This is a genomic window from Cylindrospermopsis curvispora GIHE-G1 (assembly GCF_014489415.1).
Lineage (GTDB): Bacteria > Cyanobacteriota > Cyanobacteriia > Cyanobacteriales > Nostocaceae > Raphidiopsis > Raphidiopsis curvispora_A.
In genome coordinates, this window is the sequence record NZ_CP060822.1 from 1985420 (window position 1) to 1999959 (window position 14540).

The 14540-nt window shown below is 41.7% G+C and carries 13 protein-coding genes; 3 read left to right on the top strand and 10 right to left on the bottom strand.

Annotation, left to right across the window (positions count from 1 at the left end):
- Positions 1-6: 6 nt before the first annotated feature.
- The 4 genes from IAR63_RS08855 to IAR63_RS08870 form a co-directional block, all read right to left on the bottom strand.
- The gene (locus IAR63_RS08855; RefSeq protein WP_187704999.1) at positions 7-573 is read right to left on the bottom strand and encodes a shikimate kinase; all 567 of its coding nucleotides are present in this window, start codon (positions 571-573) and stop codon (positions 7-9) included.
- 3 nt (positions 574-576) lie between these two features.
- Positions 577-1194, bottom strand: a complete 618-nt coding sequence (locus IAR63_RS08860; protein WP_235678211.1) for a LapA family protein — start codon at positions 1192-1194, stop codon at positions 577-579.
- A protein-coding gene (gene prfB / locus IAR63_RS08865; protein WP_187705000.1) for a peptide chain release factor 2 occupies positions 1184-2303 on the bottom strand; the annotation gives its coding sequence in 2 pieces (ribosomal slippage) (positions 1184-2230 and positions 2232-2303; 1119 coding nt in all). The genes IAR63_RS08860 and prfB overlap by 11 nt, the downstream gene beginning before the upstream one ends.
- A gap of 64 nt (positions 2304-2367) precedes the next feature.
- A complete protein-coding gene (locus tag IAR63_RS08870; RefSeq protein WP_187705001.1) occupies positions 2368-3096 on the bottom strand; it encodes a Bax inhibitor-1/YccA family protein in 729 nt (242 codons plus the stop codon).
- A gap of 70 nt (positions 3097-3166) precedes the next feature.
- On the opposite strand from IAR63_RS08870, the gene IAR63_RS08875 reads away from it, so the two are divergent.
- Positions 3167-4678 carry an AAA family ATPase gene (locus IAR63_RS08875; protein ID WP_187705002.1) on the top strand — a complete coding sequence of 504 codons (1512 nt, stop codon included), beginning with the start codon at positions 3167-3169 and terminating at the stop codon, positions 4676-4678.
- A 42-nt stretch (positions 4679-4720) separates the two neighbouring features.
- Positions 4721-5185: an SH3 domain-containing protein gene (locus tag IAR63_RS08880; RefSeq protein WP_187705003.1), complete on the top strand. Its 465-nt coding sequence runs from the start codon at positions 4721-4723 to the stop codon at positions 5183-5185.
- On the opposite strand, the gene sbcC is transcribed toward IAR63_RS08880, so the two are convergent.
- Positions 5177-8194, bottom strand: a complete 3018-nt coding sequence (gene sbcC, locus IAR63_RS08885; RefSeq protein ID WP_187705004.1) for an exonuclease subunit SbcC — start codon at positions 8192-8194, stop codon at positions 5177-5179. The genes IAR63_RS08880 and sbcC overlap by 9 nt on opposite strands.
- A gap of 341 nt (positions 8195-8535) precedes the next feature.
- Here sbcC and IAR63_RS08890 point away from each other — a divergent pair, with 341 nt between their 5' ends.
- On the top strand, positions 8536-9156 hold the full coding sequence (locus IAR63_RS08890) for a hypothetical protein (RefSeq protein WP_328701181.1): 621 nt from the start codon (positions 8536-8538) through the stop codon (positions 9154-9156).
- Positions 9157-9187: 31 nt separating this feature from the next.
- On the opposite strand, the gene IAR63_RS08895 is transcribed toward IAR63_RS08890, so the two are convergent.
- The 5 genes from IAR63_RS08895 to clpP form a co-directional block, all read right to left on the bottom strand.
- On the bottom strand, positions 9188-10495 hold the full coding sequence (locus IAR63_RS08895) for an ABC transporter substrate-binding protein (RefSeq protein WP_187705005.1): 1308 nt from the start codon (positions 10493-10495) through the stop codon (positions 9188-9190).
- 359 nt (positions 10496-10854) lie between these two features.
- Complete coding sequence (locus tag IAR63_RS08900; RefSeq protein WP_006277590.1) at positions 10855-11322, bottom strand: DUF29 domain-containing protein; 468 nt, start codon at positions 11320-11322, stop codon at positions 10855-10857.
- Between the two features lie 18 nt (positions 11323-11340).
- A complete protein-coding gene (locus tag IAR63_RS08905) occupies positions 11341-12189 on the bottom strand; it encodes an alpha/beta fold hydrolase (RefSeq protein ID WP_006277591.1) in 849 nt (282 codons plus the stop codon).
- Positions 12190-12311: 122 nt separating this feature from the next.
- Positions 12312-13652: an ATP-dependent protease ATP-binding subunit ClpX gene (gene clpX / locus IAR63_RS08910; protein WP_187705006.1), complete on the bottom strand. Its 1341-nt coding sequence runs from the start codon at positions 13650-13652 to the stop codon at positions 12312-12314.
- A 10-nt stretch (positions 13653-13662) separates the two neighbouring features.
- On the bottom strand, positions 13663-14373 hold the full coding sequence (gene clpP / locus IAR63_RS08915) for an ATP-dependent Clp endopeptidase proteolytic subunit ClpP (protein WP_187705007.1): 711 nt from the start codon (positions 14371-14373) through the stop codon (positions 13663-13665).
- Between the last annotated feature and the right edge of the window lie 167 nt (positions 14374-14540).

Genomic DNA, 14540 nt, shown 5'->3' on the forward strand with positions numbered 1-14540 from the left:
AGCGGGTTAATTTTGGGATTTCTCCACCGGTGTTTTCAGAACTCTAGGAATTGCCTGCACAATATTGGTTACAGTCTGTTCTGGTGTTTCCTGTTGGGTAATCTCAATATGTAAATCAGCCTGGGAGTACAAACTATAACGCTCATCTAAAAGCGATCGCAATTTACTCTGGGGGTCTGGGTCTTGTAAAAGAGGTCTTGTTTGATCTTCCTTTAATCGCTCTAGTAGTATTTCTACTGGTACATTAAGCCAAATTATTAACCCATGATGGAGATAACTCCAATTTTCTCGGCGCAGAACAATGCCTCCACCCGTAGCAATGGTTAATTTAGTATAGGCACAGACCTGAGCTAAAACATTACTTTCCAGTTGACGAAATGCTGGTTCTCCCTCGGTGGTGAAAATATCGCTGATGGGTTTACCCGCAGCTTTGACTATAATTTCATCAGTATCTATAAAACTATAATTGACTGCTTGTGCTAGTAAACTACCAATGGTAGTTTTACCACTTCCCATCATGCCAATTAAATATAGGTTTACTCCTTTTAATAATTGCTTGATTGAAGCATCCATGATCTATTCCTCATCTGTCAAAAAATCCCAATCATCATCAGTATCATTATCACTTGGGTTGGTGCTTGGGGGTTGATAGGGGGGAATAATGACTCGATAGTCCGCATCATAAATTGATTCAGCCTTGCCCACCCCAGTATTTTTAGGTGACTGGGAACTGTAGGAATAAACGGAGTCGGAAGGAGAAACATTCCGTTGGGTTGGTGATTTTGGTGGTTGGGTGAAATCCCAGTCATCACCTTCCTGGGAACCCATTTGCCAATCATCAAATTTATCACCGGTGTCATCATTGCCATTTCTTGACCTGGGTGGATGATTGACAGAATGTGTATTCTCTTGATTATAGGTATCAAAAGATTTTGATCCGCTTGGGGGAGCAGATGAACCGGTCTGAGTGGTGGAGTACCCAGTGATTTTCCACAGGGTGCTAACGAAGGTATTAATAAGTAAGGATGTTAAACCACCAGCAGTAATGCTAAATAAAATCCACAAAGCTAGGGGTAGGGGACGACTCCGCATTCCCAAGAACATTAGAGGTAAGCTAGGAGCAAGATTTTGGACTAATAAAATCATTAGTCCCACCAGTGTTACCACTAAAAAAGGTAATTTTCTACTCACCACTAGTTACCAATTGATTTTCTTGCCTGAGATATGCCTGAATAAAATTATCCAGATCACCATTCATCACATCACTAATAGCTGTGGTTTCAATGTTTGTACGCAAGTCTTTTACTATTTGGTAAGGATGAAAAACATAGTTACGTATTTGATTGCCCCAGGATGCTTCCACCATGTCACCACGAATTTCAGCTATCTCTTGGGCACGTTGTTCCCTGGCAATAACTAAAAGTTTAGCCTTGAGACGAGCCAAAGCTTTCTCCTTATTTTGTAATTGCGATCGCTCTTCTGTACAACGCACTGCTACTCCTGTAGGAATATGAACTATGCGCACTGCTGTTTCCACCTTGTTGACGTTTTGTCCACCCTTACCCCCTGCTCTGGAGGTAGTGATTTCTAAATCTTTCTCTGGTATTTCTAGGGTAACGGAGTTATCTATTTGTGGCATAACTTCCACTCCAGCAAAACTAGTTTGGCGTTTACCATTGGCATTAAAAGGAGAAATTCTCACTAACCGATGGGTTCCCATTTCTGCGCGTAGATAACCATAGGCATAACGACCTGTAATTTCCAGGGTAGCTGATTTTATCCCCGCTTCATCACCTTCAGATTCTTCAGCTAGTGTCACCTTATAGCCATGGGCTTCTGCCCAACGGGTGTACATCCGCATCAGCATAAATGCCCAGTCTTGGGCATCCGTTCCTCCTGCACCTGCATTGATTGTTAGGACTGCGCCCTGGCTATCATAGGGTCCAGAAAGTAGTTGTTGCAACTCCCACTGATCCAGATCGCGGTGCATTTGGTTAATGGTAGTTTCAGCTTCCTGTAAGAGTCCTTCATCTGCTTCTAGTTCCAATAGTTCCACTACTGCTTTAGTATCTTCTAAGTTAGCCTGCCAGTGGTAATACTGATCTAGGTGAGATTTGAGGTCATTTAGCTCCTGAAGTGTTTGTTGTGCCTGGTTTTGGTCTTCCCAAAATTCTGGTTGGGCTGAGATCTGTTCCAGGTCTTGAATTTTGGCTTTGACTGCAGGTACGTCAAAGATAGTCCTGGGTTTTACCCAGGCGATTACACAATACTTCTATTTCCCGTTTTAGTTCTAGAACTTCCATAGTTTATCCTATCCATAAGAACAAGAGTGGTGTGGGAGCAGTTAACTGCTCCCACTTTAATTGATTAGTCCCGACTATTTAAGGCAATTAACAGTCTCAAAATAAACACAAAAAGGTTAATGTATGTTAGATACATTGACAAGGCTGCGGGCAAGTACTCTTCATTACTGTAGGTGCGGGGTAGTATGTAAAAATCTACTACCGATGCTCCAGCAAAGAGAAATACTCCTAGGCCGGAGATACCAATTTCTAACCAGCTGGGTGTATAAACGCCGAACAGGGCAAAAACAAATTGAGTTAGGCATACAACAACCAAAGCTAGTATTCCCAGAGAAATGGTTTTCGTCAGGGCCATGCCATCGGAGTCTGAAAGATTACTACCGATTTGACGGGCCACAATGAAGGTGATACCACATGATAAGGCTGCTATGCCAATACCCTGAATACCCACTCCTTGGGTGCCTAGAGCCACGAATACTAAGCCGCTGAGGGTGTATCCTGACAACAGACTATAAATGGCTAGGAGTGGCAAAGCAATGGCATTTTGACCCTTCTTGGCCACATTTTGGGCAACAAAGAACAAAATCAGTTCCACTACTACCGCACCCAAAAAACTAGAAAAGAATAGTTCTGGGTAGGAATTAATAATACCTAGACCACCATAGGTGCCCACAGCGGTGAGAACAAGACCACCACCAACATAGGGCAAAGCCTTGGCAATAACGTTGGGACCAACAAGACTGCGGTTTTGAGCCTCACGAAAGGCTTGACGAAAATTACTGGTGTTGCTCATACTACAAGTTTACAGCCGAATTTACAAATAGCAATTATCTATGTCATTATAACAACTCTATTCTATCACTATGAACTTCCGCGAAGAATTTAAACTATTACTCCGTGCCCGCTATCCCCTAATTTACATTCCTACCCAGGAAGAAGAAAGGGTGGAAGCTACTATTAGAGAAGAAGCAACAAATCAAGGAAATCGCCCGGTTTATACCTGGGACTTTGTTGATGGTTATCAGGGAAACCCCAATGATCAGGGTTTTGGTAAACGCAATCCTCTGCAAGCTTTAGAATTTGTTGAAAAAATACCATCTTCTGTGTGTGCGGTTATAATTTTAAGAGATTATCATCGCTTTTTAGACGATGTGGCTATTGCTCGCAAACTTCGTAATTTATCCCGACTCCTGAAATCTCAACCGAAAAACATTGTTTTATTATCCCCACGTGTTCTGATCCCCGATGATTTGACAGAAGTTATGACTGTGGTGGAATTCCCCTTACCCACTGTCCCGGAAATTAAAACTGAAGTGGAAAAATTGTTACAGGTCACGGGTAACTCCCTGTCCGGTCAGTTTGTTGATGATTTGGTACGTTCTTGTCAGGGTCTATCAATGGAAAGAATTCGCCGAGTTCTGTCACGGGCTTTAGCATCTCATGGAGAGCTATTACCAGAAGATGTGGATCTGGTTCTGGAAGAAAAACGCCAAACTATTCGCCAAACTCAAATTCTCGACTTCTACCCTGCTACCGAGCAAATCTCCGATATTGGCGGATTAGATAATCTCAAAGACTGGTTAATTCGCCGTGGTGGCTCATTTACACAACGGGCTCGACAGTACGGATTGCCACACCCCCGTGGTTTAATGTTAGTGGGAATTCAGGGAACTGGTAAGTCCCTAACTGCTAAGGCGATCGCACACTATTGGCATTTACCTCTGTTACGCTTAGATGTGGGTCGTTTATTTGGAGGTTTAGTTGGCGAGTCGGAATCCCGCACTAGACAAATGATTCAAGTTGCTGAAGCTCTAGCTCCCTGTGTATTGTGGATTGATGAAATTGATAAGGCTTTTTCTGGTCTGGGTAGTAAGGGTGATGCGGGAACAACCAGTCGGGTATTTGGCACTTTTATCACCTGGTTAGCAGAAAAGACTTCTCCGGTATTTGTGGTTTCTACTGCTAATGATATTCAGTCTCTACCTCCAGAAATGTTGCGTAAGGGGCGATTTGATGAAATTTTCTTTGTGGGTTTACCCACCCAGGAAGAAAGAAAGGCTATTTTCCATGTTCACCTATCTAGGTTACGTCCCCATAATGTCAAGGGTTATGACATTGATAGATTGGCCTACGAAACTCCTGATTTTTCGGGAGCAGAAATTCAGCAGACTTTAATTGAAGCTATGCACATTGCGTTTAGTCAAGACCGTGATTTTATCACTGATGACATTTTAGAAGCTGCCAGTCAAATCATTCCTCTAGCTAGAACAGCTGTGGAACAAATTCAACAACTTCAACAATGGGCAGCTTCTGGTCGGGCCCGTCTAGCTTCTAAGCATAGCTCTTTAACTGAACGTATACAACGTCAATTATAGTAGGTAGTGGGATGTATCCTCTTGATAAAATAAGGAATAACTATGCTATCTGGTTTGCTTAAATTTGTGCTTGGATTTTTGTTAGCGATCGCCGTTTTGTTGGGTAGTGGTATGACAATAGCTATATACTTTATCAATCGCACTGCCATCGCTCCTGAAAAACCCATGTTTGCTAATGACAATCCCGATCCAAAACCTAATTTACCCAAGGTTACCCCCAAACAGGTGGTGAAGGTAAAACCAAAACCTACTGCAACACCAGACCTCCCAAGGGAATCACCTACCCCTTTACCACCAGGATCCTACACTGCTGTGGTTACCTGGTCACAAGGTTTGAGTGTGCGAGATAAACCCGCTTTTGAGGGTCAAGCTATTGGTGGGGTTGCTGGTAATCAAAAAGTGATTATTTTAGAAACCAGTCAGGATGGTAAGTGGCAAAAAATTAGGATTCCAGATACTGATCAAGAAGGTTGGGTTAAAGCTGGCAATACGGCAAAATCAAATTGAAAGGGATAAATGGGAACCCTGTTGGTTCTTATTTACTTCTATTCGCGCCTGGAATGCTTCCTTGAGATGGGGAATATGGGTCACAGTCAAAATACAGGCAAAATCGCTCGCTATTGCGTTAATAGAAGCAATCAGGCGATCGCATCCTTCCGTATCTTGGGTGCCAAATCCCTCATCTATAATTAACAACTGTAGTGCAGCGCCAGCACGCTGGGCCAGCAATTTAGCCAATGCTAACCGAATAGCAAAATTAATTCTAAACGCCTCCCCTCCAGAGTAAGTTTCATAAGCTCTTGTACCTCTTGTGTCAGCAATTAAAATTTCTAAAGTGTCCACCAACTTAGCGCCTTTCTTAGCTGATTTACTCCCCAACTTCTGGGTAATAAACTGTACATGTAACTGACTACCACTCAACCGAGAAAGTAACTTGTTAGTCTCTGCTTCCAGTTGTGGTAACACATTTTCAATCATCAGTGCTTGGATACCATTTTTACCAAAAGCCTGCGCCAATTCCTGGTAAACGCGCTGTTGTTTCTTACAAATTGCTAATTGTTCCTTTTCTTGCTCATATTGATTTTGCAGCATTTCTAACTGATGTAGCTTTTGTTCCAACCTGCCTAAATGAGTGATAGTTTCATCCATTTCTCGACGACGAAATACCATATTCTGGTCTAAATCAGCAATTTTCTCTCTTGGATTGACCATAGAGGCTAATTGCTTCTCTATTTCACCTATTTCCATGGTAACTTTTTGTTTTAGCGCCTCTCTTTGCTGCAAATCACTACTCAAATCTGCCAGTCTTTTTTCCAGATAAGGATATTGTTGTTGAGCAGATAACAACTGCTGATGTTTCAATTGCCAATGTTGACTCCCTTGAACTTTTTTATGAATTTCCTGATGTGCTTCATGACTATAACCAATAGCAGCAATATCCACTGCTAATCCCCTAATTTCCTGAGCTATTGGTGAATTAGTCTGTTCCCATAGCACTTGTGCTTGTAACTCCTCAATCTTGGCCACTAGTTTAGGCCTAATCTGTGCTAGTTGAGCCATTTTCTTTTGAGCATCTTTAATCTGAGCCTGTTTAATTTCTGCCCATCGCCAACGCTCTATCTCACTTCTAGCTAAAGCGTGACTTTCTTCCTGATAATTTAGCTGTTGTAAATGCTGATCTACTTCTTGGAGTTCCTGTTGTAGTTCTGGAGCATAATTCCCTTGTAATTTAGCCTGTAAACTTTCCTTTTCTGCGGTAAGTTGCTTCAACCTTTCCCGGTCATCCATCATAGCTTGTAGCTGAGCACCTAATTCTCCTTTTTTTTGCCTTAAAGACTCATATTCTGCCACCTGTCGGGATATTGCCTGATATTCCGCCCTTAGTGCTTGAATTTCTTGGTCAGACACTGCCAATAATTCTCGTGTTTGCCAAAATTGTTCCTGAGTATCCTTGTATTCTCCCTGAGTTTTTTCTACAACCCGACTCCAATTATGCTCATCTAAAGGACGTTCACACAGGGGACATAGAGCATTAGGCTCCTGAAGTAACTGTATCTTTTGTTCCAGCTTACCCAAAGATTTCTCGTATTCAATTTGATGAGTTTGCAAGCGTTCAATTACATGGCGACGATCATTTCCTTTTTCGTGTACCCTTTGAAGATAAACGCGTTTCTTTTCCAGCTCCTCAATTTGCTTATCCAGTTGTGCAGCGGACTCCTGTAACCGAGAGAAGTGAGAATCTTTAGATTGTAGTTGTTGTCGAGTATTTTCCAACCCCTCCAATTTAGCTGACAAAGTGGCATAAACCCGGTCTATCTGACTTTGTAAACTTGCTCGTTGTTGTAGGAGGGGAGTCACCTGGACTTGTAACTGATCCATCTGGTTAAGATGTTCACGAGCAGCAGATAAACTGCTCAAAGCCGTTTCCACTTCTCCAGATTTGTGTAAGCACCCTTGTAATTCCTGCTCCTGTTTTTCCGAGGCCTTTAATTCTACCGACTCCTGTTGTATTTGCAGTTGAATGGCCTGAACTCGTGTCATGAGTTCCTGTTCCCGTGATTGTTTACAACTAATAGCAAGATTATGTTGCTCAAATTTTCTAGTAAAAGACTCTTCCTGAGATTGTAGAGCTTGAAAACCAAGATAACCAGCTTGAATTTCTTCAGACTGACCTAAAATAGAATCCAACTCCTCCAATTGAGACTTGACAATCGAACTATCTTGATAAAGGCGATCGCATTCTGGGACGAGATTCTGGCACTGTTGTTGAACTACCCCCAACTTGGTTTCCCAGTCGTGACGTTGACGTTCAACCACCTGGAGATCTTGCAACTGTTGATAATCAGAAGTCTGTTGTTGTTGCAGATGATGTAACCTGGTTTCCAGAGCTGCTCTTTGGGTTTGGATTGTTTCCCTGTCAGTCAATTGTAACTGAATGTGGTGGATAGAACGTTCCAACTCTTCCACCCTTCCCTTACACTGCTTAGAATTATCCTTAGCTCTTTCCTCCAACAAATCATACTGATTGAGCTTTAATAACTCCGCCAAAATCTCCTTACGTTGAGCAGGTCCTTTTAGCATAAATTCATCAGCGCGACCTTGACGGAGATAAGCCGAATTAATAAAAGTTTCATAATCCAACTTAATATGTTGGAGAATTAGGTCTTGGGTAGCACGGATCCCCTTACCCGTAAGAGGACGAAAACCAGCAGGAGTTTCCAGTTGAAATTCCAAGATACCCGTAGCACCTCGGGTACGGGTACGAATTACCCGATATTTTTGTAAATTGTTGTAGAAGGTAAAATCAACCCTAACCTCTTGTGATCCAGCATAGATAACATCATCCTCAATGTTGGCACGACTTTGACCCCAGATTGCCCAGGTTATAGACTCCAACAAAGAAGATTTACCTGCTCCATTAGGACCACAAATGCAGGCCGTGTGCAATCCCGTAAAATCTAAAGTTGCATCACGGTAACTCAAAAAGTTTTTTAGAATCAGTCGAACTGGAATCATTATTAACTCTGGTGGGATATGAGTAAGTTGGCGTGAAAAGACCAAACCAAGTAGGGAGGCACAATTATTTGTAGGATGGGTCGAGTAACGAGACCCGTGGCGTTGGGTTTCATAGTTCAACCCAACCTACGTTCATCTTATATTTAATTCGACCCACCCACTTATACACGAGGTAGCAAATACTTCTATCCTAATAGTTTATTTCAAATTAGGGATGCAAAAAACAATTTTTTAGTGTTGAATGTTAAACAGTGGGGAAATTCTTGACATTAGCCATGGATTTTTTCCCAAAAAATACTAACAACTAAAGATGTTACCATACCACAATACTACCCAATAATATGAATACTATGTTCTTTGCCAAACATGTTTTTTGCCTATCTAGTTTACTAACCTTAGTGGTTTTAGGTGGTGGTTCTTCCGCAATAGCACAGGTTAGTCCATCAGATAATACTCCTCCTGGTCAAGCTACCCAATCTCAAATGGATGCTGCTTTAACAAGACCTATTCAAGAAGGGGGAAGTTATATAGGGGTGGGAGGAAATATTGGCATAAGTGGTGGTAGTTCGCCATTAGCTGATGGTAATTTTGGAATTGTCAGCAAGCTCTCCGTTTTCAATTCCTTTTCCATAAGACCAGGAGCGGTTTTAGGTAGTGATACCACATTTCTAGTTCCCATCACCTATGATTTTGCCTACCCACAAATAAAACAAGTATTAAATGGTTCCGCCCTACCCATTGCTCCCTATGCGGGAATTGGTGTGGCAATTAAAGACAGTAAGGATACTAATGTGCGAGTTCAAAATGATAAATATCCTAAAATTGCTCTGTTATTATCCGGTGGTGTGGATATGCCATTAAGTGATAGAATTACCGCTACAGCATCTATCAATGCGGGGTTTTTCCGCTCCGTTGATATTGGTTTGTTATTTGGCGTGGGCTATAGATTCAGCGGAATTTAGTCACCAGGGGGAGGGTACCTCCCCCATAACCCTATTTGGGACTTACTTGGTCAATAACCGTAATTTTACCATCATCACCCACGGTCCAAACATCATACACACCAAGTACATCGCCATTAGCATCCACATCCACATCCCCGCTGGCGCCTTGGTAATTAATCTTTGTGCCTGCTTTTATTAGTTTGAGTCCTTCACACACATCAGAAACTTCTGTGCCACTACCCCCAGCAACTTCCCGGATTTTGCTAGCAATTCCCACACCGGTATTTTCCTTAGCCGATTGAGCTGCTAACACCAACAAAGCTGCAGCATCCCAGGCTTGGGGTGCGTATTCTCCCGGAGTGCCACCTTTTTTTTCTTGCCACAATTTTTTGAAGGCCTCTAGGGCTTTACCGTTGGAACCGGGGGTTGTTCCTATTGCTCCAGATAGTAAATATTTACCATCTGCTCCCTTACCTACTTGTTCTGGGAAGCTATCTGATTTCACTCCATCAGTTAATAGGATTTGTACTCCCTTAGCTACTCCTTGTTGATAAGCAGCTTTGAGAAATAAACTGCCTGTTTCTGCATACATTACACCCAAAACTGCATCTGGCTTACCTGCAAAAGCGGCACCAGCTTCAGTTTCAAAAGTTTGAGCTTTGGGGTCGTAGCGCACAGGTTTGTTTTTATTAACTACTGTTCCACCTAACTTTTCAAAAGTTTCCACAAATGCTTTTTCAAAACCTACACCATAGTCGTTATTAATCACAACTGTGGAAACCCTCTTAAAACCCTTTTTCTTGGCCAGTTGAGCTAAAGCCAATGCTTGATAGGTATCTGGTGGTGCAGTCCGTGCCCAAAAACCTTGAAAGTCACCTTTTTGAGCTTTTTCGGTAAATACAGGACTGGTGCTTCCTGGTGATATGAGCATAACCTTATTGGGTGTAGCTACTGAAACAGCTGCGGTGGAAACACTACTAGCAAAGGAACCAACTACACCAGCTACTTTATCTACTGTAGCTAGTTTAGTCATACCAGCTGCACCACTTTCTGGTTTAGTTTGGTCATCTACTTCCACTAGTTGTACTGGTTCACCATTCACACCACCACAAGCATTGACAGTTTCTACCAGTAGGGGGACTGAACCCGCCATTTGTTGACCAATGGAAGCTAGATCCCCAGTGGTTGGCAATAAACTACCAATTTTTAGACCTTTACCAGTTCCTGTGTTTGCAGGTGAGGTGGTATTACTTGTATTTTCGGTTGTATTTTGAGTTGTATTTTCACAACCACTCAAAAGACAGGCACTAGTTACCAATGTTACACTCAACATCAGAGAAACGTTACGTTTTAACATCTGTTTCCTTTCACTCCTTCCAATACCCTTAGAACCTCAAGTCAGCATAGTCACCCGTAGGTTATCCGTGCATGACTTTTAAAGATTAATCAAAGATTAAATTGTTATTTGCGCTGCTTTGTTTAGCCAGGATGATTGTTTCACAACTTTTTATTTTTGTCAACCGTGTCAACTCGGATAATCAATATTTAATAATTGTTCCAGGGTGTAAGGGAACTTGGTGGGAAACTGTACTTTAAATTTTGTCTTGATCTGGACAAATTTTTATGAAACCCAACCCCTGCATGGGTCTCGTTACCCGACCCATCCTACAAATAATTGTGCCTCCCTACTTAAGCTCTTCATTTAGTAATGGTTAGTCAACCAAGATAATTAATATCTAGCAACTGTTCTAGACTATAGGGAGATTCTCTGGGAAAATCAATTTGATAGTTTGTTTTTCGTTGTACGTAACCTAAAGCTCTTTGATAAATCTTTGGCATTTCTGCAACTAGATGGCTACGTAGGTTACTGGTTAATTTACTATTTACCTGATCTCGAAAGTTGTAAATTTCCGCTTGCCAATGTCCGGAATTTCTTTCAATTTCCACATGCCAATACTGATAGAGTAATAAGTGTCTAATAACCTGTTGCAGCAAACTTTCTACTGCATTTTTTTTCTCGTTACCCAAGTCAGTTAATTCCTCAATTAAATTTTCTAAATCCAGCTGGTCAAACTGCTTATTCCTCAATAATTTAATGTTGGTCAACAACCACTGGTAATCATCTGTTTCGTGCAGTTGCTGTAAATCTCCTAACCCTAAGTCTTCTAAATTGCCAACACTCATACTTTCCCTCCCTAAATATTAGCTACTGACTAGAAAACCTTGTACTTTCTCTAAATAAGTCTCCGGATCCTCTAACATGGGAAAATGAGCTGTATCAGGGATTATTTCCAACTGAATTTTATCATTCAAATTGGCTGCTTTTTTCCCAAGATCAGCAGGAATAATGATATCATGTTCTCCAGCAATTAATAATGTGGGTACTGTTAATTTGGCAAATTCATCAGGCATGGTTTCTGCTTGTTCTTTGCTTACAGATGTGAAAATTGTCCCTAAAGCTGCATCGTAATTCGCAGCTACAAAATCTTCTAAAAAGGCTATTCTTTCACTATCAGGAATTGGACGATGCAAAAATCTCGCCATGAACATTCTGTCAGCTAAGGGTATTTTGGTTAACCATTGGGGGCGAAATTTAACTACATAACCACCGAATTGATAAAATGCAGCAAAGGCTTTTTCATCATATTCAAAGATTCCACTACAAGTCAAAATTCCTTTCACCACTCTTTGGGGATAACGATTGAAAAATAAGGTGGCAATTGAAGCTCCCATGGAATGAGCATTAATATACACGCGCTCTAGGTTCAATTGGTTTAATAAAACTGCTAGATCTTCCGCGTATTCTGTTAGTTCATAACTTAATTTAATAGTTTCTTGATTATTCCTAGGCTGACATTCGGAACTGCCAAAACCTCTTAGATCATACAACAAACAATCAAATCTCTCCGATAATACTTCAGCTGTACTACGCCAATATCTACAAGAACCTGCCCAACCATGCAAAAACACTATCACCGGTTTTGCTATTTTCGATGGTTTTCTTATCCACTCATAGTAGTGATTCACACCGCGAACTTCTATATAAGCCATAGACCGTTAGTTATAATCCATATAATATATAGCTTTTTCCAGAACACCTCCCACAGGATTGATAAAGAATAGGGGGACAATTTTTGCTGTATCTCATCCCCAAACTCTTTTATCTATTTAGTCTAAGCAGATTCTGGCTTGGGCAAAGAAGAAGGATGAACTAACAATTCGGCTGTAGAACGCTTCTCTACCATCTCTCTTGTCACCGTGCAGGTGGTTACATCTTTACGAGATGGCAGCTCATACATTACGTCTAACATTAGTTCCTCTACAATCCCTCGTAGCGCCCTGGCTCCCGTTTTCCTCCTGTACGCCTCCTGGGCGATCGCACTTAATGCTTCCTCTTTAAACTCCAGGTTTACATTATCCATTTTAAGCAGTTTTTGATATTGCTTGACTAAAGCACTACGGGGTTGGGTGAGGATAGCCATGAGAGCATCCTCATCCAAGGGTTCAACCACTGCTACCATGGGCATGCGGCCGATAAATTCTGGAATCATGCCAAATTTAACTAAATCATCGGGTTCTAATTGTTTGAGGGTAGTTGCTACCCGTTTTTCTCTAGATTGCCCTTCCCCAGACTGCACAAAGCCCATTGACTTTTTCCCAACTCTGTGGTCTACCACTTTTTCTAAACCTACAAAAGCTCCGCCGCAAATAAATAGGATGTTGCTAGTGTCAATCTGAATGCAGTCCTGATAGGGATGTTTACGTCCCCCCTGTGGTGGTACGTTGGCAATAGTACCTTCTAACATTTTTAAAAGGGCTTGTTGTACACCTTCGCCAGATACATCTCTAGTAATGGAAGTGTTTTCACTCTTACGAGCAATCTTATCTATTTCGTCAATGTAGATTATACCCCTTTGTGCTTCTTCCACATCTAAGTTGGCAACTTGTAATAGTCTCAGGAGAATATTCTCCACATCTTCTCCCACATATCCTGCTTCCGTTAAGGTTGTGGCATCCGCTACAGCAAAGGGAACATCCAGGATTTTAGCTAAGGTTTGAGCTAACAGGGTTTTACCACAACCAGTAGGACCAATTAACAGAATGTTGGATTTTTGTAACTCCACACTGTCCTCTCCTGGAGACTTGCCATTTGCCTTACCTTGAGCTACTGCTAAACGTTTGTAGTGATTGTAAACAGCAACAGAAAGCACCTTCTTTGCCTCGTCTTGCCCGATTACGTGCTCATCTAAGTAGTTTTTAATTTCCCTAGGTTTAGGAATTTGATTCAGGGAGAGATTAGCAGAATTAGTACGACGTTTTGGAGTTTGTTCTGGTTTAGGTGGGGAAGAATTGGCTGTATTATTAGCATCTAACAGTTCTTCGTCCAAAATTTCGTTGCATAGCTCAACACATTCGTCACAGATGTATACTCCCGGACCTGCAATTAACTTCCGCACTTGCTCCTGAGACTTGCCGCAAAACGAACATTTTAAGTGTGAATCGTATTTAGACATATCAAGCCTCTTATTGCACGATGGTGACTGGTGTCCCGGATGAGGGGAGATTTTGCCTGGAAATAACCTGGTCAATTAAGCCATAGTCTTTAGCTTCCTGTGGTGACATAAAAAAGTCACGCTCGGTATCAGCTTCAATTCTTTCTAAAGGTTGCCCAGTGTGTTTTGACATTAGTTGATTTAAGTTAGCCTTAATGTAAAGAATTTCCCGTGCTTGGATCTCAATATCAATGGCTTGTCCCTGGGCACCACCCAGAGGCTGATGAATCATGATCCGTGAATCTGGTAATGACATGCGCTTACCCGCAGTCCCTGCAGTTAACAAAAATGCTCCCATACTAGCTGCTAGTCCAAAACAAATAGTTACTACGTCAGGACGTATTTGTTGGATGGTATCATAGATTGCCATTCCTGCATAAACAGACCCCCCGGGGGAGTTGATGTACAGTTGAACGTCCTTTTCTGGGTCTTCCGCATCCAGAAACAACAACTGGGCAACTATGGAGTTGGCTACATTGTCATCTATGGCGGTTCCTAAAAAAATAATCCGCTCCCGCAGTAATCGCGAGTATATGTCAAATGCTCTCTCACCCATACCAGACTGTTCCACCACCATGGGGACAATACTGCTAGGGCTAGGATTCAGGTTACTATAACCACATTGGATATTCATGGTGCTCAGACTAGTGATTGGGGTATTTTCCGACTGTGATATAAGCATACAAAAATCTTTAAAACTTCAGTTAGACTAATTTGGACAGAATGTAAGTTCGTTGGAGATGGAGGCGAGGATATGGTTTTTAAATATTGAGGTTTTTAGGGTTTGTGTTAACCATTATGCCTTATATTTACTTTTCTTGTGGTTTCTTTGGAAAAATTAGGTATTTA

Excerpts from the sequence above, each read along its gene's own strand:
- IAR63_RS08875 (WP_187705002.1), top strand. The coding sequence starts at position 3,167 with ATGAACTTCCGCGAAGAATTTAAACTATTACTCCGTGCCCGCTATCCC.
- IAR63_RS08900 (WP_006277590.1), bottom strand. The coding sequence starts at position 11,322 with ATGAGTGTTGGCAATTTAGAAGACTTAGGGTTAGGAGATTTACAGCAA.
- IAR63_RS08855 (WP_187704999.1), bottom strand. The coding sequence starts at position 573 with ATGGATGCTTCAATCAAGCAATTATTAAAAGGAGTAAACCTATATTTA.
- IAR63_RS08880 (WP_187705003.1), top strand. The coding sequence starts at position 4,721 with ATGCTATCTGGTTTGCTTAAATTTGTGCTTGGATTTTTGTTAGCGATC.
- IAR63_RS08905 (WP_006277591.1), bottom strand. The coding sequence starts at position 12,189 with ATGGCTTATATAGAAGTTCGCGGTGTGAATCACTACTATGAGTGGATA.
- IAR63_RS08890 (WP_328701181.1), top strand. The coding sequence starts at position 8,536 with ATGAATACTATGTTCTTTGCCAAACATGTTTTTTGCCTATCTAGTTTA.
- clpP (WP_187705007.1), bottom strand. The coding sequence starts at position 14,373 with ATGCTTATATCACAGTCGGAAAATACCCCAATCACTAGTCTGAGCACC.
- IAR63_RS08870 (WP_187705001.1), bottom strand. The coding sequence starts at position 3,096 with ATGAGCAACACCAGTAATTTTCGTCAAGCCTTTCGTGAGGCTCAAAAC.
- IAR63_RS08895 (WP_187705005.1), bottom strand. The coding sequence starts at position 10,495 with ATGTTAAAACGTAACGTTTCTCTGATGTTGAGTGTAACATTGGTAACT.
- sbcC (WP_187705004.1), bottom strand. The coding sequence starts at position 8,194 with ATGATTCCAGTTCGACTGATTCTAAAAAACTTTTTGAGTTACCGTGAT.
- clpX (WP_187705006.1), bottom strand. The coding sequence starts at position 13,652 with ATGTCTAAATACGATTCACACTTAAAATGTTCGTTTTGCGGCAAGTCT.